This is a genomic window from Devosia algicola, from assembly GCF_028816455.1.
GTDB lineage: Bacteria > Pseudomonadota > Alphaproteobacteria > Rhizobiales > Devosiaceae > Devosia > Devosia algicola.
Window position 1 is genome coordinate 1620155 of record NZ_CP118246.1, and the last position, 18386, is coordinate 1638540.

General features: G+C 57.0%; 20 protein-coding genes and 1 pseudogene. 12 read left to right on the forward strand and 9 right to left on the reverse strand.

Features of this window, described 5'->3' with window-relative positions; all coding sequences use genetic code 11:
* Positions 1 to 274: 274 nt before the first annotated feature.
* On the forward strand, positions 275 to 751 hold the full coding sequence (locus PSQ19_RS08625) for a Panacea domain-containing protein (RefSeq protein WP_282220441.1): 477 nt from the start codon (positions 275 to 277) through the stop codon (positions 749 to 751).
* A gap of 1281 nt (positions 752 to 2032) precedes the next feature.
* Entirely contained in the window at positions 2033 to 2518 is a 486-nt protein-coding gene (locus PSQ19_RS08630) for a hypothetical protein (protein WP_282220442.1), read from the forward strand.
* 228 nt (positions 2519 to 2746) lie between these two features.
* On the opposite strand, the gene hemH is transcribed toward PSQ19_RS08630, so the two are convergent.
* Genes hemH through PSQ19_RS08655 form a run of 5 tightly spaced genes read right to left on the reverse strand, consistent with a single transcriptional unit; the run spans position 2747 to position 7133 of the window.
* Entirely contained in the window at positions 2747 to 3811 is a 1065-nt protein-coding gene (gene hemH / locus PSQ19_RS08635; RefSeq protein ID WP_282220443.1) for a ferrochelatase, read from the reverse strand.
* Between the two features lie 41 nt (positions 3812 to 3852).
* On the reverse strand, positions 3853 to 5211 hold the full coding sequence (locus tag PSQ19_RS08640; protein WP_282220444.1) for a HoxN/HupN/NixA family nickel/cobalt transporter: 1359 nt from the start codon (positions 5209 to 5211) through the stop codon (positions 3853 to 3855).
* Positions 5153 to 5401, reverse strand: a complete 249-nt coding sequence (locus PSQ19_RS08645; protein ID WP_282220445.1) for a DUF1007 family protein — start codon at positions 5399 to 5401, stop codon at positions 5153 to 5155. The genes PSQ19_RS08640 and PSQ19_RS08645 overlap by 59 nt, the downstream gene beginning before the upstream one ends.
* A gap of 44 nt (positions 5402 to 5445) precedes the next feature.
* Positions 5446 to 6342 (reverse strand): LysR family transcriptional regulator, encoded by an 897-nt coding sequence (locus tag PSQ19_RS08650; RefSeq protein ID WP_282220446.1) that lies wholly within the window; start codon positions 6340 to 6342, stop codon positions 5446 to 5448.
* Positions 6339 to 7133 (reverse strand): creatininase family protein, encoded by a 795-nt coding sequence (locus PSQ19_RS08655; protein ID WP_282220447.1) that lies wholly within the window; start codon positions 7131 to 7133, stop codon positions 6339 to 6341. Before PSQ19_RS08655 ends, PSQ19_RS08650 begins: the two co-directional genes overlap by 4 nt.
* A gap of 142 nt (positions 7134 to 7275) precedes the next feature.
* Here PSQ19_RS08655 and PSQ19_RS08660 point away from each other — a divergent pair, with 142 nt between their 5' ends.
* The 3 genes from PSQ19_RS08660 to PSQ19_RS08670 all read left to right on the forward strand — a co-directional run bounded on the left by PSQ19_RS08660 (position 7276) and on the right by PSQ19_RS08670 (position 8755).
* Positions 7276 to 7698 (forward strand): helix-turn-helix domain-containing protein, encoded by a 423-nt coding sequence (locus PSQ19_RS08660; protein ID WP_282220448.1) that lies wholly within the window; start codon positions 7276 to 7278, stop codon positions 7696 to 7698.
* An 89-nt stretch (positions 7699 to 7787) separates the two neighbouring features.
* On the forward strand, positions 7788 to 8219 hold the full coding sequence (locus tag PSQ19_RS08665) for an SH3 domain-containing protein (protein WP_282220449.1): 432 nt from the start codon (positions 7788 to 7790) through the stop codon (positions 8217 to 8219).
* Between the two features lie 137 nt (positions 8220 to 8356).
* On the forward strand, positions 8357 to 8755 hold the full coding sequence (locus PSQ19_RS08670; RefSeq protein WP_282220450.1) for a DUF2177 family protein: 399 nt from the start codon (positions 8357 to 8359) through the stop codon (positions 8753 to 8755).
* Here PSQ19_RS08670 and PSQ19_RS08675 read toward each other — a convergent pair.
* Both PSQ19_RS08675 and PSQ19_RS08680 read right to left on the reverse strand, forming a co-directional pair.
* Positions 8752 to 9669 (reverse strand): DMT family transporter, encoded by a 918-nt coding sequence (locus PSQ19_RS08675; RefSeq protein WP_282220451.1) that lies wholly within the window; start codon positions 9667 to 9669, stop codon positions 8752 to 8754. The genes PSQ19_RS08670 and PSQ19_RS08675 overlap by 4 nt on opposite strands.
* A gap of 78 nt (positions 9670 to 9747) precedes the next feature.
* Positions 9748 to 10080 carry a hypothetical protein gene (locus tag PSQ19_RS08680; protein ID WP_282220452.1) on the reverse strand — a complete coding sequence of 111 codons (333 nt, stop codon included), beginning with the start codon at positions 10078 to 10080 and terminating at the stop codon, positions 9748 to 9750.
* A gap of 205 nt (positions 10081 to 10285) precedes the next feature.
* On the opposite strand from PSQ19_RS08680, the gene PSQ19_RS08685 reads away from it, so the two are divergent.
* The 3 genes from PSQ19_RS08685 (at position 10286) to PSQ19_RS08695 (ending at position 14215) form a co-directional block, all read left to right on the forward strand.
* The gene (locus tag PSQ19_RS08685; RefSeq protein WP_282220453.1) at positions 10286 to 11056 is read left to right on the forward strand and encodes an SDR family oxidoreductase; all 771 of its coding nucleotides are present in this window, start codon (positions 10286 to 10288) and stop codon (positions 11054 to 11056) included.
* On the forward strand, positions 11053 to 12933 hold the full coding sequence (gene uvrC / locus PSQ19_RS08690) for an excinuclease ABC subunit UvrC (RefSeq protein WP_282220454.1): 1881 nt from the start codon (positions 11053 to 11055) through the stop codon (positions 12931 to 12933). Before PSQ19_RS08685 ends, uvrC begins: the two co-directional genes overlap by 4 nt.
* 208 nt (positions 12934 to 13141) lie before the next feature.
* The gene (locus PSQ19_RS08695) at positions 13142 to 14215 is read left to right on the forward strand and encodes a 3-deoxy-7-phosphoheptulonate synthase (protein WP_282220455.1); all 1074 of its coding nucleotides are present in this window, start codon (positions 13142 to 13144) and stop codon (positions 14213 to 14215) included.
* A 47-nt stretch (positions 14216 to 14262) separates the two neighbouring features.
* On the opposite strand, the pseudogene gnd reads toward PSQ19_RS08695, so the two are convergent.
* Positions 14263 to 15280, reverse strand: a pseudogene (gene gnd / locus PSQ19_RS08700) (phosphogluconate dehydrogenase (NAD(+)-dependent, decarboxylating)).
* A 233-nt stretch (positions 15281 to 15513) separates the two neighbouring features.
* Between gnd and pgsA the strand changes: the two are divergent.
* From pgsA to PSQ19_RS08715, 3 genes are read left to right on the forward strand one after another with little or no spacing between them, the layout of a single operon-like run.
* Positions 15514 to 16083, forward strand: a complete 570-nt coding sequence (gene pgsA / locus PSQ19_RS08705; protein ID WP_282220456.1) for a CDP-diacylglycerol--glycerol-3-phosphate 3-phosphatidyltransferase — start codon at positions 15514 to 15516, stop codon at positions 16081 to 16083.
* Entirely contained in the window at positions 16080 to 16331 is a 252-nt protein-coding gene (gene moaD / locus PSQ19_RS08710; protein WP_282220457.1) for a molybdopterin converting factor subunit 1, read from the forward strand. Before pgsA ends, moaD begins: the two co-directional genes overlap by 4 nt.
* A gap of 2 nt (positions 16332 to 16333) precedes the next feature.
* Positions 16334 to 16780 carry a molybdenum cofactor biosynthesis protein MoaE gene (locus PSQ19_RS08715; RefSeq protein WP_282220458.1) on the forward strand — a complete coding sequence of 149 codons (447 nt, stop codon included), beginning with the start codon at positions 16334 to 16336 and terminating at the stop codon, positions 16778 to 16780.
* Positions 16781 to 16838: 58 nt separating this feature from the next.
* On the opposite strand, the gene PSQ19_RS08720 is transcribed toward PSQ19_RS08715, so the two are convergent.
* A complete protein-coding gene (locus PSQ19_RS08720) occupies positions 16839 to 17729 on the reverse strand; it encodes a branched-chain amino acid aminotransferase (RefSeq protein ID WP_282220459.1) in 891 nt (296 codons plus the stop codon).
* A gap of 218 nt (positions 17730 to 17947) precedes the next feature.
* On the opposite strand from PSQ19_RS08720, the gene PSQ19_RS08725 reads away from it, so the two are divergent.
* The gene (locus PSQ19_RS08725) at positions 17948 to 18385 is read left to right on the forward strand and encodes a MarR family winged helix-turn-helix transcriptional regulator (RefSeq protein WP_282220651.1); all 438 of its coding nucleotides are present in this window, start codon (positions 17948 to 17950) and stop codon (positions 18383 to 18385) included.
* The last annotated feature ends 1 nt before the right edge of the window (position 18386 follow it).

Sequence of the window (18386 nt, forward strand, 5' to 3'; positions counted from 1 at the left end):
AAATCGCTCCAGTGGAGCGATTTTAGGTGAGAAGGCCATGAGGGCTACGCCCGAATGGCCGAGCCCGCCTGCGCGATGAGGTGAAGCGGCTGCGTGAAATGGGACCTATATACGTGTGTGACCCATAGGGCTTGCGCTGGTAACACGTTGTAACCATGTTGTGGTAACGTGTGCAAGAATACTATATAGTTTTTGACTCAATAGGTGGCCTTGATGGTTGCCAATATCACGGCGCCCGATTTCGGGAGCAGCGCAGCAAAATGAGGTGGGAGTGATGACAATTCGACTTGATACCGCTGCTCGTTTTCTGTGCGAGCAAAGCGGCTGGAGTATTTCAAACCTACAATTGCAAAAGTTGCTGTATTTGGCGCAGGTCGAACACGCGGCTAGGTGCAATGGAGCCGAGTTGGTTGGTGATAAATTTCAAGCATGGGATTACGGGCCTGTGATTCCTAAACTCTACGGGCGGTTAAAGATGTTCGGCGCTGGTCGTGTTGAAGATGTATTCAGGGATGCGCTTACTCTAAAGCAGGAGAGCGACTCTCATGAAAGTCTGGCTACGGTCTGGTCGGATTTCGGTGACGTTGCCCCCGGTGAGTTGATCGAAGTTACCCACTGGGATCGAGGAGGATGGGCGCAGCGGTATGAACCAGGAATCAGAAGTATCCCGATCCGCCAAACAGACATCATCGAAGAAGCCAGAAACCGGTCTGAGTACGCCGACGAGTGGCGGAGCGTTATTGCCGCCTAGGCCAAAGGTAGATGACAAAGCCGCAAGGCTTGAAAACGAACTAGAGTATCTGAAGCGAAAGACTGATAATAGCAAGTTCATCGTAAGCTTTGTCGTGGCGATTGCCGGTCTGTGTTTCGCCTCAACGTCGATCCCTTGGTATGCGTTTACCGCTATATTCCTACTTACGGTTATTCTTCTGATTTCGTTAGCTTTTCATTGGGATTTCCCGCAAGTCCGGAAGCCTTTAGAGGATTTGTTGGCGTGGGGGATGCGAAATGCACCTAATGAGAAAGACAAATCATCAGACGAAGAATAACCGGGCCATCTTTCTATAGGCTGGTGCCCCATTTGATGCCTGAAGCTAGGGCGTAGGATCAATGATCCGGTTCATATCGTCGAACAAGTACGGTGCTATAGATACCGTTTTTTGGCGCTCGGCAGTAAGCTTGAAGTGGTCAATGTCAGCGCACATTTCCATGAGGCCTTGCACACGACCGATTTGGTGAATGAGCATGTTACGGCCATCGTCATTCAACCACTGATGAAAGCGGGCTTTACGCCTGCCTTCATCAGTAAACACAAACCGCCCCCGCCACACCCATTTGCAAATAATTCCCACTTGCAACAAGCGCCCACAATGTCATTCCGGCGCAGGCCGGAATCCATCCCGAGATCCCTCCACCACCACAAACCGCCTGTCCAACACCCCCGCCAACATTTCGGGCCGCCCCAGCCTTGGCCGGATAACCTTCCTCCCCCTCCCCAAAATATTCTCTAGCCCTTCTACCACGCCGGACGTCATCCCGGGCTTGACCCGGGACCCATCGTGACATCTCCCCCCACCCCCAAACCGCCTATTCAGCGCAACCCCGCCAACATCTCAGGATGGACCCCGGCCTCCGCCGGGGTGACGCCGTGCCCGGAACAACAACAGCGCAGCCAAAATCCAAAAACGCCCCACCTGAGCAAACCGCCCCATCTCCCCAAAAAATCTCCCCCCTGCCCAAGCCCACCAACCCTCCCATTCCCTACCAAAAAAAGACAAACCTCCCCCGCCACCCACACTTGCAAATAGGTCCGAATTGCAACAATTACCCGGTGTCATTCCGGCGCAGGCCGGAATCCATCCTGAGATCGCTCCACCATCACAAACCGCCCGTCAAGCGCCCCCAAAAATGTCAAAGGCGCCAACCCCACCAGCCTCCCCGTGCTGGCCGCAACTCCGCCGCCAAAACCCAAACAAATCCCCACCCCGCCGACACCGCTCATAATACCGCCTCCCCAAAGGAGGCCGAAAAAATGACCGATTACGACACAATCATTTCCCATAAACTGGTGCTGGCCTATCTCGACCTCGCCCCGCGCTTTGCCGATCTGCTGCAAACCCTCAGCACCCGCACCCAAACCGCCCCCAACGCCCCCGCCGCGCCGCTCATGACCCGGCTCGTGGCCGATCTATTGGCTCAGACCTACCGTCTCACCTCGCGAGAACCCTTTTCCAACGCCCTGCCCCACCTGTCGCTTGATGCCCCGCCACCAACCAATGCGGCATTGCTCGACATATTGCGCGAGGCTGAGCCTGGCGCTCGATGCCTTTCATCACGCCCATTACGACCCCGAACAGGAAAGATGGCTGGCCGACGAGTAGAAAAACCGAAAAGATATCCCCGCCGGATCGCCCCGTGCCATACTGCTTCCGTTCCCGCCACACACGCGGCGCCGACGAAGCGCCGGGCGGGAAGACGGGGGGAATGGGGTCGCCCAGTCCCATGCGTGGATGCTTAGGACCAGCCGAACGCTGGCCGGGTTTTTTGGGTGCTCAATCGGTGCCGGAAAATTTGGCTGGATCGTTCAACCCGAAAGGGCGGCTGCTTGCGGCGTGCGCAAAAAATCCCGACCGTGTGGGGTGGCTTTCGCCTCCTTTACCACGACCAACTAGGGCGCAAGCCACCCCACACCGTGTTCCCCGCAGGTTGTTCAACCGTGCGGCCAAACCCGTTGCCGCTATTGGGGTCAGAGCCAGCCCGACAATTCCCGCCGCACCATGTTTTCGATCATGTCCATGCCCTCAACACTATCATTGAGGCAGGGAATATAGGCAAAATCGGTGCCCCCGGCGGCCAGAAAGGTCTCGCGCGCCTGGATCGAAATTTCTTCCAGCGTCTCGATACAATCGGCCGAAAACGCCGGTGCCAAAATCGCCACCTTCTTGACGCCCTTGCCCGGCAGCGCGCCCAGCGTCACATCAGTATAGGGCTCCAGCCATTTCGTCGGCCCGAACCGCGATTGAAACGTCACCATGATCTTGTCGTTAGCCCAGCCAAGGTGCTCGCGCACCAGCCGGGTCGTCTTGTAACACTGGCAATGATACGGATCGCCCCGCTCCAGATATTCCACCGGCATGCCGTGATAACTGGTAATCACCAGATCCGGCTCGAAATCGAGTTTCTCCACGCCATTCTTTATACTCGCCGCCAGCGTTTCGATATATTTTGGATCTTCAAAATAGGCCGGCATCGTGCGCACCGCCGGTTGCCACCGCATCTTGCCCAGCGCCGCAAAAGCCTTGTCATTCGCCGTTGCGGTCGTTGTCGCCGAATATTGGGGATAGAGCGGCACCAAAAGGATTTTCTGGCACCCGGCCTTCTGCATCGCTTCCAGCTTCGCCGCCGTCGACGGCTCGCCATAGCGCATGGCAAAATCGACAACCACTTTACCCTCGCCACTCATGCGCTGTGCTAGATTAAGCGCCTGATTGCGCGTGATGACCTTTAGCGGGCTTTCATTGGTTTCCTTGTCCCATATCTGGGCATAGGCATGCCCGCTCTTTTGCGGGCGCACCGAAAGGATAACCAGGTTGAGAATCGGCCACCACAGCCATTTAGGGGTTTCAATCACCCTGGGATCAGACAGGAATTCCTTGAGATAGCGTCGCACGCTCCAATAATCCGTCGCCTCGGGCGTGCCAAGGTTCAGCAGCAGAACCCCGATCTTCGGGTCATTTACAGGCGGATGCCCCGGCGGCAAATTCTCGGTCATGGTCGCAGCGATCCGTTCGGTAAAAAACCGCCGCACCATACAATTTCCGCTGTGTCACACAAGGCGGCTATGGGTCGCGCTTAAAAATTGGCCACCAGCAACAGGACGCCAAATCCCAGAACCGCCATCGCCCCTGCCAGTTCAACCCACCAGACAAGCGCCGCCGTCCCCGCATTATCCACACCACCGATTCGCTGTGCCATGCCCTTGGCCGACACCGCCAGCGTCGCCAATACCGCCACCGTTATCGCCGTCCCGGCGCCCATCAGAAACACCGCCACGATCCCCGCCGCCAACACGCCTTGCGACAATGCGAATACCAGCACCACCAGCGCGCCTGAACAGGGCCGCAACCCCACCGACAGGACAACGCCCAACTGCTCCCGCCACGCCCCACCAACAGCCATCGGTGTCACCACATGTCCATGCTCACATTCGCCATGCTCGTGATGCTCGCCGTGGTGATGGTGATGCCCCCAGCCAAACAATTTCCGCCCGATAAGCCACAGCCCCAACAGAACCACCATCGCGTAGGAGACCAGCACAATCCAGCGCGCCGCATCGCTCATCGCAAGGCTTGTTATGCCCAGAACGCCCGCTGCCACCAGCACAAACCCAACCGCCACAACCGACTGCATTAGCGCCGACAAGATACTCAGCGTGATGCCGCGCCGCACCTGGCTTTCATTGGCCAGCATATAGGAGGAAACGACGACCTTGCCGTGCCCCGGCCCTGCCGCATGCACCACGCCATAGAGAAAACTTAATCCCCCCAGCACCCAGAACGCGGTAAAATCACTTTTCAGGGTGCCCAACGCATCGGTCAGCGCCGCATAAAATTGCCGCTGAAGGTTCTTTAATATTGTGAACACACCACCTTGCGGCGTTGGTAGACCCACCTCTACCGGTGGCCCGCCAAAGGGCGCAGCCTTGATATTGCCCAACGCGTTCACAGCATCGAGCGCCGAAGTCGGTGCCGTCGCTGCACCGGTTTTTTGCGGACAGCTTATTGTGATGAGCCCCTGAGTATCGCGCATGGCGGCCGCCAGATCTGGCGGCAATTGCACCACATCCGGCCCCAAAGCATAGAGCTTATTGGTCAATTCGTCGCTCAGGTCCTTGGGCGGAACCATCTGAACCGCACAGCCTGGTGGGGCGTTGTCCATACTGATTTCAGCCGGGTCGGCAAAAGTGATCGCCACATAATATTCAGGATCGCTGATCCCCAATGTCAGTGGCTTAGCCGTATCAATTGCCGGTTCTGCCGCGATTGAATAGGTCAGTGTCGTCCGCCCATTGTCATAGGACATGCGTTGATCGCCAACAGCGGCAAACCTGACTGTCTCACCAGCATCACCGGCGAGCGTATAGAACCCATATTCACTCAAACCCTTGATATTGTCGTCGGCCAGCGCTTGCAGGCTCCTCGGGCGAAACATCACCATCGCCATTGGTGTCCAACCCCTGCACGGCCCACGCGGAAAAGGCTTCGTCAAAGGTCCAGATATGCCGCAACTGGCTGACCGCCCCGGCATCGCTGAAAATTACCACCAGTTTGGCATCAATGAAAATATGGGGGTGGGCAATTGCGGGCATGACGGCACATAAGGCGGCAACCACCAGCGCCACCAGACGCCTCCCAATAAATCGCACGAAAAAACCTTTCATCGACCTCAAATGGGATGGGCTGAAAACCAGTCGACCAGATGATCAATAAGCGCTCGAACTTTGCCCGCCAGATGGCGCCGGTGCGGATATACCGCCTGCAATGTCTGCCCGGTAGGCATGAAATCTTCCAATATCGCCACAAGGCTGCCATCGGCAATTGCCGGATCAGCCAGATAGGAAGGCATCACCGCAAACCCCAGGCCCTCGACCGCCGCCTGACGTGCCGCCAGGGGCGAATTAACCCGCACTGGGCCAGTGACCGGCACTGAAACGGTCTTGCCGTTATCGTTAAACCGCCAGTTTGATTGCCCCTGCAAATTGGTATCGATCACGCAGGGCATCGTGCGCAAATCCTCGGGATGCCGGGGCGTGCCGAGGCGCTCCAGCAACGCCGGCGATCCCGCCGCCACAATCTGCATATCAGCGATTTTGCGGGCAATCAGCGAACTGTCGGCCAGGGTGCTGATCCGCAGCGCCACATCGATCCCCTCATCGACAAGGTCGACATAGCGATCTTCCAGACGCAGATCGAGACTGACCTTGGGGTACTTGGTCAAAAAGCCGAATATGACCGGCGCCAGCGTTCTCTCGCCAAAGTTGCGGGGCGCTGAAACCCGCAGCAGCCCCCGCGGCTCCGATGTCTGATCGGTTATGCTCGCGTCCAGATCGTCCAACTGCTGCAGCAAGGCGCTGGCCTCGCGATAGTAGACCTCACCGGCCTCGGTCAATCCCAGTTTGCGCGTTGTTCGGTTCATCAACCGAACGCCGAGATAATTTTCGAGATCAGTGACATATTTCGACAGCAGCGCCTTTGACCGCCCGTGCTGGCGTGCTGCTGCGGAAAAGCCGCCACTATCAAATACCTGAACAAACGCTCGGATGCGGGCCAGGTCCTGCGTCATCTGCTGCCCAATCGCTCAAGATCAAATTTGTCGACATCTGCCAGCAACCCGCCAAAACCGGTCAATGCATGGCGCGCACTGGCAGCGCCTTTCTCAGCACTCGCCGCCAGTGCGTTGCCAACAACGCCCGCATCGTTCAAATCCTGTGACATCCAGCCCATCTGCACCATGCCATGAACCTTTAGCGCAACCGTCTCTGCGTCCCACGCTTCCCCATTTGAGGAAAAATCTGCCAGCTGGTCCCGACGCACCTTCTCGGGCCAATAATGCAGCATCAGCGAGGTTTCAATGTCGCCGCCATGAATGCCATAGGCAATTTCCCTGTCGGCAAACAATCCCGGTGGCTGGCCAAAACGCAGCCATGACGCGCTTACCGACAACATGCCCAGTTCGACTCGGAGGCGCGTCGACAAAAGACTCACGATCCCCGAGTTACCGCCATGGCTTGATACAATAATCAGCTTGCGCCCCCCCGCGGCATAAAAACCCTGGGCAACGTCCCACCAGCTGACCAAGAGCGCTTCCGCCGTGTGGCTGAATGTACCGGCGAAATTACTGTGCTCGATACTATGTCCTATAGTCTGCAATGGCAGTACAATAGAATCGATTGTGTCGGGCAGAAATTTTGAAAGCGCAACCAGATGCCCGCGCGCGATGTCGCAATCTGTCGACAGCGGCAAATGTGGTCCATGCGGTTCAATTGCCGCAACAGGCAATATCCCGATGATCTGCCTGGTCACCAATGCTGAATATTCGGGAGCAGTCAGCTCTTCGGCAAAATACAGAGCCATTTGCTACTCCTCAAAAACGCCTACCTCGGTACATAACCCATCTGCAGAGGGTGAACAATAAACCCACTTGGCCGTTGCTCGATTAACGATAGGGTAGACTGTGGATCGACGCGCACCGGGAGTTCGGACTATTTTCCCTCTTATGTCCAGACCATCAGCCCATTCGAACCTGTATCGCCTGATCGAGGCCGGCCAGCTTGCCCATCAGGCGGTGCTGGTGCCGTTGCGCGAACGGGGGCTGGAGCCGGGTGACGATGCCGTGCTTTTCATTCTTGCCCGCCATGGCACCGATGATGCCGACCTCGCCCGAGAGCTCGATATTGAGATTGAAACCCTGACGCCACGCATATCACGACTTATCGAGCGCGATCTCGTGACCCGCCAGGCCGTTGGGCCCTTGCTGACGCCCGGACTTGCGCTGACCGAGCGCGGCGTGCGCATCCGCAATCGGCTCGCCGAAAACTGGGCCGAACTCGAAAAGGCATTGATGGGCGAACTCAAGAAGAAGCAGCGAAAATCACTCGGCGAAACGCTGAAAAGATTCAGCGCCCTTTTGAGACTTTAGACTCGGTCGGGCGTTCAGGTCCGGTTCAGACTAAAAGTGCTTTGGTGTCATCATACAAGTTGTCACAATACCCAATGGGAGTTCATACCATGGCCATAAAAAACAAGCTGGTAATCGGCGGTTTGACCGCGCTAGCCCTGATCGCCAGCACCGCCGGTGCATTTGCGGCCACCGCCTATGCCACCACAAATGTCAATGTCCGCTCCGGCCCGAGCACCCAATATCGCGCCGTCGACACCCTGTATCGCGGTGAACGCGTTGATGTTCAATATTGTCGTGGTAGTTGGTGCTTCGTTCAAAAGGTCGGTCGCGACGGTTGGGTTGCCTCAAATTACCTCAACCGCGGTCGCCCACCAGTACACCGTCCTCGCCGGGTTCCGGTACCCAGTTGGGGCGACTATTACGACTTCGACAATGGATGGGCACAACCCCGCCGTCATTTCCCGCGCCGTCATCTTCCGCGTCATCGCTCGCAGGCATGCTTTGGCAGTTCCAACGGCTATTTCTGTTTCGGTAACTGATCGCCCTGACACGCTGCCCGATCCGGGCGGCGTGTCTCATCGACACCACTGTCAAAGGTCAGGCACCTGGAGTCGACAGTGATCCTCTCGGCGTCATGTTGCGTATCGCATAGACATTATAGCGGAGCGCAACATTGATGAGCAAATATCTGATCCTTTATGCGGCCTGTACAATTGTCTTTTTTGCGCTCGACTTCATGTGGCTCACGACCATTGCCAAATCGACCTATCAGCGCGAGATCGGCTCCATTCTCCTGCCCAATCCCAATCTTGCCGTCGCGGCAGGCTTTTATCTGCTCTATCTGGTTGGCGTCGTCGTACTGGTCGCCGCGCCCGCTGAGGGAGACGTCATGAAGGCACTACTCACCGGCGCATTGCTGGGATTTGTCGCCTACGGCACCTATGATTTGACCAACCTGTCGACGCTCAAGGGATTCACACCAACAATTGCCGCCATCGACATGGCCTGGGGCACAGCATTAACCGCACTCAGCGCCGCAGCAGGTGTCTGGTTCACCCGACTGATTGTGATCTAGTGCGGCGGAGTCGGCTGTCCGCGCTGAACCCGGCGCATGCGTTCGCGCGCCATTACAACAAGGCCTGCTGCCACAATGATTGCCGCACCAACCAGCGATAATAAATCAATCAGATGGCCAAAGATCACAAAACTCAAAACGATTGCCCAGGGTAGGGAAAAATAGTTGAACGGCTGCACCACGCTCGCGGGCGCCATCGAAAGCGCCACCATCATCAAGCCATGAGCGGCCGTCGTTGTGCCCATGATGAACACGACCAGCAAAATATCGCCCCAGCCCATTGGCTGCCAATGAAATACCCCGACAATCCCCGATAGCACCAGACCTATGACGCTGACATAAACCATGCTGGTCCGTGCACTGTCGTGCTGCCCAACCTTGCGAGTAAAGACGATATAGAGCGCATAAAAACCTGCCGAGGCAACAGCGTAAACAACGCCAATATTCATCGCCAATCCCCCCGGGCGCACGATGAACAAGGCGCCCATGAAGCCAACGCCAATGGCCACAATACGAAATATTCCGACTTTCTCACCCAGGATCGGGATGGCAAAAAGTGTAACCAGCAAAGGATAAATCAAACTGATCGACTGCAACTCACCCAGCGGCACCGTTTGCAGGGCCAGCGCAAACAGCCAGATGTCAGCCATGAGCAATACGCCTCTAAGGACCTGCCAGAGCGGCACTCGAGAGCGCAGCGCGTGGCGCAACGGTGCTCGCCGCGACACCAGAAACAGCGAAAAGGCGGCAAACGCCCAATATCGCATCATGGTGATCTGGAACGGAGAATAGGTTTGGACCAAAACCTTGGCCACAGCATCCTGCAAGCCGAAAATCATCACCGTGATAATGGTCAGCAATATGGCACGCGTGTAGTTGTCGCCACGCAGGGCGTTTATGACTGGCGTATCCATGGTGACAGCTTCCTTATAGACAAGCCAAAGGCCCCGAACACCCTCAGTCCGGAGCCATGCCCGTGCTATATACCAATATTAGGCCTTTGCCATGCTGGATTTGATCAGACCGGCAATCGCGGTCAATATCCCGCCACTGACAAGACCCGTAATGCCTTGTCCAGCCAGAGCGCCAATATCCAGCCCGCCAGTAGTGGCACCTGTCGCGTCGGCAGTTGCGACCACATTGCCTACCAGCCCGTCAAGACCGGGGATTTGACCGGCCAGCCAAGTGCCGGCGATCCCTCCAACAGCCCCGACAATACTGTTGCCTGCTGGTCCCAAATCCACTTTTTTGACGACTTGAGCGATAATATTGCCGCCCGCACCGCCGCCGATCAATTGCACGATCAGTGGTAATAACGCTTCCATTTAGTCCCCCTTTTCGAATCGCCAACACGGCGATTGCCCTCACCAGCAAAGCCTAATCCCGATCGAACGCCAACAATAGGGCAATAGCGCTGCCCAACCGCACACGGTCGGCACGTCGCCTCACGGCGCAAACATTGCTGATAGGCAGCAAATCGCAGTATCGTCCGCCAAACCAATTTGTCACGGCCAGTCGAATCATCACTCAATGTCCCCAACTTCTCACCCACCGGTAGCCCTCGTCACCGGCGCCAGCGACCGCATCGGCGCCGCAATCGCCAGCCAACTTGGCACCAGTGGCTATAGCGTTATTGTTCACTATCGCTCTGATCCCGCCGGAGCCGATGAGGTCAAGTCCGCCATTTGCAAGTCAGGTGGCCACGCCGCGACCATTGGCGCCGACCTGACCAATAGGACCGAACGCGCATCGCTGATCGCCGAAGCAGCAGCCCCATTTGGCCCGCTAACAGTGTTGATCAACAACGCATCTGTTTTCGATCCAGACAGCGCTCTTGATCTGGACGAAGCAGTTTGGGACAAGCATTTTGCAATTCACGCCGAAGCGCCAATGTTTTTGGCCCGCGATTTCGCGGCCCAATTGCCCGACGGCGCCGAAGGCAATATCGTCAATATGATCGATGAACGAGTGCTCAATCTCTCTCCGGCCTATTTCAGCTATACCCTGTCCAAATCGGTGCTCTGGACCGCGACCCGGACGCTGGCCCAGTCCTTGGCACCGAATATTCGCGTCAATGCCATCGGCCCCGGACCGGTGCTGCCGCATAGCCGCCAAAGTCAAACCGAGTTTGACCATTCCGTCGACCAACTGCCTCTCAAGCGCCACGCGAGCCCACACGACATCGCCGACGGGGTGTTGCTGTTGCTCAAAACCGGCTCATTGACCGGACAGATGCTCGCGCTCGATGGTGGCGAGCATCTCGAATTTCCTACCCGTGCAGCGCCGACGCCTCGCCGATGACTGAGCCAACGCCTCCGACCGGCCCCGAAATCATCAAGGCTTTCGTGCGCACCCTGCCTGCGGCGCCCGGCGTCTATCGAATGATCGATGCCCACGGTACCGTGGTTTATGTCGGCAAGGCACGCAGCCTCAAATCGCGCGTTACCAATTACACCCGACCCGAAGGATTGCCGACCCGCATCCAGCGCATGATCGCAGCTACGGCGAATATGGAGTTTGTGCGCACCGAAACCGAGTCCGAAGCGCTATTGCTTGAGGCCAACCTCATCAAGCGCCTCAAACCGCGTTACAATGTGCTGCTGCGCGACGACAAAAGCTTTCCCTACATACTGATCGCCACTGATCACCAAGCGCCCGAATTGATGAAGCATCGCGGCACCCGCCGGCGCAAAGGTCACTATTTCGGACCATTCGCCTCCGTCACCGCCGTCAACCGCACCATCGCCAGCCTGCAAAAGGCGTTTTTACTGCGCAATTGTTCGGACAGTTTTTATGCCGCGCGCACCCGGCCCTGCCTTCAGCATCAAATCAAGCGTTGCGCCGCCCCCTGCACCGGCGAAATATCGATTGAAGGCTATGGAGAACTGGTCAGCGAAGCGCGTGAATTTTTGAGTGGGCGCTCCAAGGGCGTACGCGATCATATGCAAAGCGAAATGAATACCGCTGCCGAAAATCTCGATTTCGAACGGGCCGCCCTTCTGCGTGATCGCCTGGGGGCACTGGCACTGATCCAGAGCCAGGGCGACGCCACGGCAAAGTCAGTTGAGGAAGCCGACATATTTGCCATTCATCAGGACGGCGGGCAGTTTTGCGTTCAGGTGTTTTTCTTCCGTGCCTTCCAGAACTGGGGCAACCATGCTTTTCGGCCGCGCGCCGATGCTGACCTGAGCGAGACCGAAGTACTCGAAGCCTTCATCAGCCAATTCTACGAAAGCCGAACCCCGCCAAAATTACTCCTGCTCAGTCACCAGCTTAGCGAAACCGAACTGTTGGAGGAGGCACTCTCCAGCCGCGCCGGCTCACGCGTTTACGTGCAAACGCCACGACGCGGCGAAAAGCGAGACTTGGTCAATCACGCGATCAATAATGCGCGCGAGGCGCTCGGACGACAGTTGGCGGAAAGCGCCACCAACCGCAGCCTACTTGAAGGGGTGGCCGAACTGTTCGGTCTGAACGATGCACCGCGGCGGATCGAAATATACGACAACTCCCATATTTCAGGCACCAACGCCGTTGGCGCCATGGTGGTCGCGGGTGAGGAAGGCTTCTCCAAAAAGCACTATCGCACCTTCAATATCAAATCGACAGACATCACCCCTGGCGATGATTTTGGCATGATGCGTGAGGTACTGACGCGCCGCTTCACGCGGCTCGCCAACGAGAGCGAGGACGTCGACGAAGACGAATCGACGGGCATGCCGGATTGGCCCGATGTGGTTTTCATTGACGGCGGCGCCGGACAGATGAGTGCAGTTCGCGGCGTTATCGCTGAAATGAATCTGCCCAAGGAGGTCGTGTTTATCGGCATTGCCAAAGGCGAAGAGCGCGACGCGGGCCGAGAAAAATTCTTCATGGAGGGCCGCGACGCCTTCATGCTGCCGCACCGCGACCCGGTGCTCTACTACGTCCAGCGCTTGCGCGACGAAGCGCACCGTTTCGCCATCGGCACGCATCGCGCCAAGCGTAAAAAAGACCAGATCAAGAACCCCTTGGACGAAATCGACGGCATCGGTCCAACGCGCAAGCGCGCCCTGCTCAATCATTTCGGTTCTGCAAAGGCCGCCGCGCGCGCATCGCTGCAGGACCTGATGGCGGTTCCCGGTATCTCCGAGCAGATGGCGCAATTAATCTACGATCATTTCAATCAAAAGTCGTAGTCGACAAGCCGATCCTGCTGGGTTATTAAGGCGACATGACCCGTTCCGCCACATTTTCGTTTTGGTATTTTAGCTATCCGATACCGGCGGAGGCAGGGACGCGCTTGAACTAACCAACCAAGTCACACAATAATCCCAAAAAGCCGCCGCCAGCCCAACTGGCGGCTTTTTTTGTCGCCGGTCGGTCCCCAACCAGGAGCCTACCGCCGTGTTGAAATCCACCGACGATCTTCGTATCCGCGATATCCGCGAACTAAGTACCCCGCTCGATGTCATGCGCGAATTCCCGCGCACCGACGCCGCCACCCGCACCGTGCTCAGCGCCCGCCACGCCGTCCACAACATTCTCCATGGTCATGATGACCGGCTCGCGGTCATTGTTGGACCCTGTTCAATTCATGATCCCGAAGCCGCCCTTGAATACGCCCGCAAGCTGGCGATACTGCGCCAAACACTCGGCGACCGCCTCGAAATCATCATGCGCGTCTACTTCGAAAAACCCCGCACCACGGTGGGTTGGAAAGGTTTGATCAATGACCCCAGCCTCGATGGCAGCTTCCAGATTGATCAGGGCCTGCGGCTGGCGCGCAATCTGTTGCTCGAAATAAACAATCTCGACCTGCCCGCCGCCTGCGAGTTTCTCGACATGACCACGCCGCAATATCTGGCCGATCTCGTCTCCTGGGCGGCCATTGGAGCGCGCACTACCGAAAGCCAGATCCACCGCGAATTGGCCTCGGGCACTTCCTGTGCCATCGGCTTCAAGAATGGTACTGATGGCAATGTGCGCATCGCGCTCGACGCCGTGCGCTCAGCCAGCCAACCCCATCATTTCCTTGCTGTAACCAAAGATGGCCGCTCAGCAATTGCCTCCACCAGTGGGAACGATGATTGTCATATCATCCTGCGCGGCGGCAAGACCCCCAATTATGATGCGCAAAGCGTCGATGCCGTTGGTGCAGAGATGACCAAAGCCAATGTACGCCCGGCGATCATGATAGATGCCAGCCATGCCAACAGTCACAAAAAACCCGAGAACCAACCACTGGTGCTCGCTAATGTTGGCACCCAACTGGCTGCTGGTGAACAGCGCATCATCGGCACCATGATCGAGTCAAATCTGGTGGCCGGCCGGCAGGACCTTGTACCCGGCCAACCGCTGACCTATGGCCAATCCATTACCGATGGTTGTATCGATTGGAAAACCACCGTGAACGCGCTGAACAATCTTGCCGACGCGATTACCGCACGACGCAAGGCCTGCGCCAAAGCGGTTGCCTGATCAGCACCGATCCAGCCGGGCGCGGCAAACGCCCGGCTATCATATGCTCAGTCTTCGGTTTCCGGCTTTTCCAAATGCCCGCCAAACGCCAGGCGCATCGCCGAAAGCAACCGATCAGCAAATTCGGATTCGCCGCGTGAGCCTGAACCGGCCAAACAGGGCTGACGACAGGACCGGCGCCGGAACGCCGGTTTCAATCGCCGCCTGCAAGGTCCAGCGCCCCTCGCCGGAATCCGATACACGACCGCCAAAACCTGACAGGCCTTCGTCGGCTTTGAGTGCCTGCGCGGTCAAATCGAGTAACCATGAACCGATCACACTGCCATGGCGCCACACTTCGGCGACTTCTGACAGATCAATGTCGAATTGATAATATTTGGGATTCCGCAAGGGTGTCGTTTCGGCGTCTGCCTCGCGGGTACCCTTGCCTTCATTGGCGGCTTTTAGAATGTTAATTCCTTCGGCATAGGCGGCCATCACCCCATACTCGATGCCATTATGCACCATTTTTGTATAGTGCCCGGCCCCCGTCGGTCCACAGTGCAAATAGCCCAGATAGGCCGTACTTGGCGCGTCGGTGGGCGCTACGGCGCCTGTGTCCAGTCCGGGTGCCAGCGTCGCAAAGACTGTATCGAGACGCTTGACCGCCTCCTTCGGCCCCCCGATCATCAGGCAAAAGCCCCGTTCAAGCCCCCAGACGCCACCACTGGTGCCCACGTCCAGATAGTTGATCCCCTTGGCTGCCAACACTTCGCCGCGGTCGATATCGTCATGATAGAACGAATTGCCACCATCAATGATAATCCCGCCGGGGCCCATCATATCGGCCAGTTTATCAACCGTTCCGCCCACCACCGCAGCGGGTAACATCAGCCACACAGCACCAGTCTTGCCGACCTTGGCGACCACCTCGTCCATGGACTTGGCACCGACGGCGCCCTCACCAACGAGGCTGGCGACATTTTTTGGATCAAGGTCATAAACCACGCACTCATGGCCATCTTTCATCAGACGCCGCACCATATTGGCACCCATTCGTCCTAGTCCGATCATTGCAAGTTGCATCTTGTTGCCTTTGGTTTGGTTGAATGGGCGCGCAACACGGTATCAACCCGTGCCATGCGATTGCTGATCCATGTTTGCCAGCACATTTGGCAGACGCTGCTCAAGTTACCAATATCGCGGGCAAACTTGTCGCAGCCGAACTATTAGCAAGTCATATATCCAATATCATCATCCGAAGTCACGGAACGAAATCGCGCCTTGACCGCTCGCTACGCTTCCTATTGTCTCCGCTCATGGCAAGCACGTCTCAAATCACCTCGATTCCGAACCTGATCACTATCGCCCGGATTGTGGCAATACCCTTGATCGCCTGGTTGGTGATCCTCGCCGATCCCGGTCTGCGCCTGTTGGCACTGGTCCTTTTTGTATTGGCGGCGGCCAGTGACTGGATCGATGGCTATCTGGCCCGTAAATGGAACCAGATATCCCCTTTGGGGCGGATGCTAGATCCAATTGCCGACAAGTTGCTCGTCGGTGTCATGCTCGTTGTTCTGGCCTATGACCATACTCTTAGCGCCTTGGACCTGATTCCGGCCTGTACAATCTTGTTTCGCGAAATTTTCATTTCTGGCCTACGAGAGTTTTTGGGCAACACCAAGATCGTCTTGCCCGTTTCGAAGCTGGCCAAGTGGAAGACGACCACCCAGCTGGTTGCCATCGCCATTCTGCTGCTCGTGACCACCCTCCCCGCGCTCGACCTGATCGGCACGGCATTGATCTGGCTCGCCGGCTTGTTGACGCTGTGGACCGGCATCCAGTATTTCCGCGCCAGTTGGCCACATCTATCGGGCGAAACCCAATGAGGGTCCTTTATTTCGCGTGGCTCAGGGAACGGCTGGATCGCAGCGAGCAACAGGTTGAGCCGCCTGAACAGGTCAAAACGGTAGCGGATCTGATCAATTGGATGGCTGAAAATGATGAAGCCTTTGCTCTGGCAGTTGAGAAACGCAGCCTGATTCGCGCCGCGATCAACGCTCAAATCGTCAGCCACGACGCCTCACTTGCGGACGCCCACACCATTGCGTTGTTTCCACCAATGACCGGGGGATAGGCGTGACCGTCAGGGTGATCAGCCAACATTTTGATCCCGGCGAGCAAATCAATGCCTTCGTCAAGGATCATCATGGCGCCGGGGCGGCCGTCACTTTTACCGGGCTGGTTCGCTCAAGCCCGAGCGATCCCATCACCACACTGACCCTCGAATGCTATCCTGAACTGGCCGTCAATCAGCTCGACGCCATTCGCTCAGAGGCGCTGACGCGCTTCAACCTGCTCGCCGCGACAATAATCCACCGCTATGGCACCATGAAACCCGGCAATCCCATCGTTCAGGTCATGACACTGGCGCCCCACCGCGGGGACGCGTTCGACGGCGCACAGTTCCTGATGGATTATCTCAAGACCGACGCGCCATTCTGGAAAAAAGAAACCGGGCCGGCCGGCACCAAATGGATCGAGTCCAAATCGTCGGACGATCGGGCCAGGGCCCGCTGGGAGTAGCTGAAAGTCAAAAAGCCGGGAACCTGATCCCGGCTTTTCAGTCGTCATGTGGCCAAATCTATTCAGCCGCTGCCTTTTTTGGCTGCACCTCGGCGCTATAGGCCGCCATCAAGGTGCGACAAGCATCGCCGGGGGTGAACGCGACATCACCAACCAGCGACACAGGTGTTACCTCCGCCGCAGTGCCGGTCAGAAAACACTCGTCAAACTGCTTCAGTTCCTCGGGTTTCATATGCCGTTCGGTAATTGTATAGCCGTTGCGCTTGGCCAGATCGATCAGCGTGCGGCGCGTTATGCCATTGAGGAAACAGTCCGGCTTTGGCGTGGTGATATCCTTGCCTTTGACGAAAAAGACGTTTGCGCCCGTCGCCTCTGCGACATAGCCGCGATAATCCAGCATCAGCGCATCAGAAAAGCCATTATCCATGGCCGCATGCTTTGACAGTGTGCAGATCATATAGAGCCCGGCCGCCTTGGCCGAACATGGAATAGTGTCCGGCGCTGGCCGCCGCCACTTGCTCCACTCGAGGCGAATGCCCTTGAGTTTTTCCTCAGGCGAAAAATAGCTCGGCCAAACCCAGGCAGCAATCGCCAGATGTACCTTGTTGTTGCGCGCCGGCACGCTAAGCTCTTCCGAGCCGCGCCACGCCACAGGGCGGACATAGGCATCAACCAGATTGTTTTTCGCCAACACCTGACGACAGGCTTCGTCAATCTCGTCGGCCGAATAGGGGATATTGAAATCGAGCGTGTCAGCCGAAAAAATCAAGCGATCAGTGTGCTCACGAAGCTTGAAAATTTCGCCACCATAGGCGCGTTCGCCTTCAAATACGCTGCTGGCATAGTGCAGACCATGGGTCAGCACATGCACGGTGGCATCGCCCCACGGCACCATTGCGCCGTCATACCAAATCCAACCCTCGCGCTGATCCATTGGCAGGCCCGCCATGATCCTCTCCCACATTGCAAAATTTTTGGGCCGGCTTCCCACCAAAACCCGTTGCTTAGATCATGCCCGACGCCCTGACCCTTGGCAAACCACTATGGCTGCGAGATAAGAACCTTCGACATCTCTATGGGGCAACAATGGCAGCGAACAAAATAAATGTCAACATACCTGACATAAATACGAACAATGGCCCCGACAGCCCATTGCCGCTAGATATCATGGGCCTGTTCTTTTTCGCCTATCGCGATTTTGTTGGCGACGCTGATGCATTGCTTGAGCGTCAGGGCTTTGGCCGTGCCCACCACCGCGTGCTCTATTTCGTCAATCTCAAACCCGGCATGCCGGTAGCCGACCTGCTCGAAATTCTCAAGATCACCAAACAGAGCTTGGCGCGCGTTCTGCGTCAACTCATCGACAACGGCTATATCGAGCAGCAAACAGGGCCCGCTGACCGTCGCCAACGCCTGCTCTTCGCCACCGACAAGGGGCGCGATTTCTTTGCCATACTGTCAAAAAGTCAGGCAAGCCGGATTGAAGCGGCCATAGCCTCCTTGCCAACCGGATCCGACATGATTGTGCGCGGCTTTCTGGCCAGCATGGTCGAACCGAGTGATCACCCAAGGCTTGATCGTCTCGGCCTCACAAGGAACATGTAGG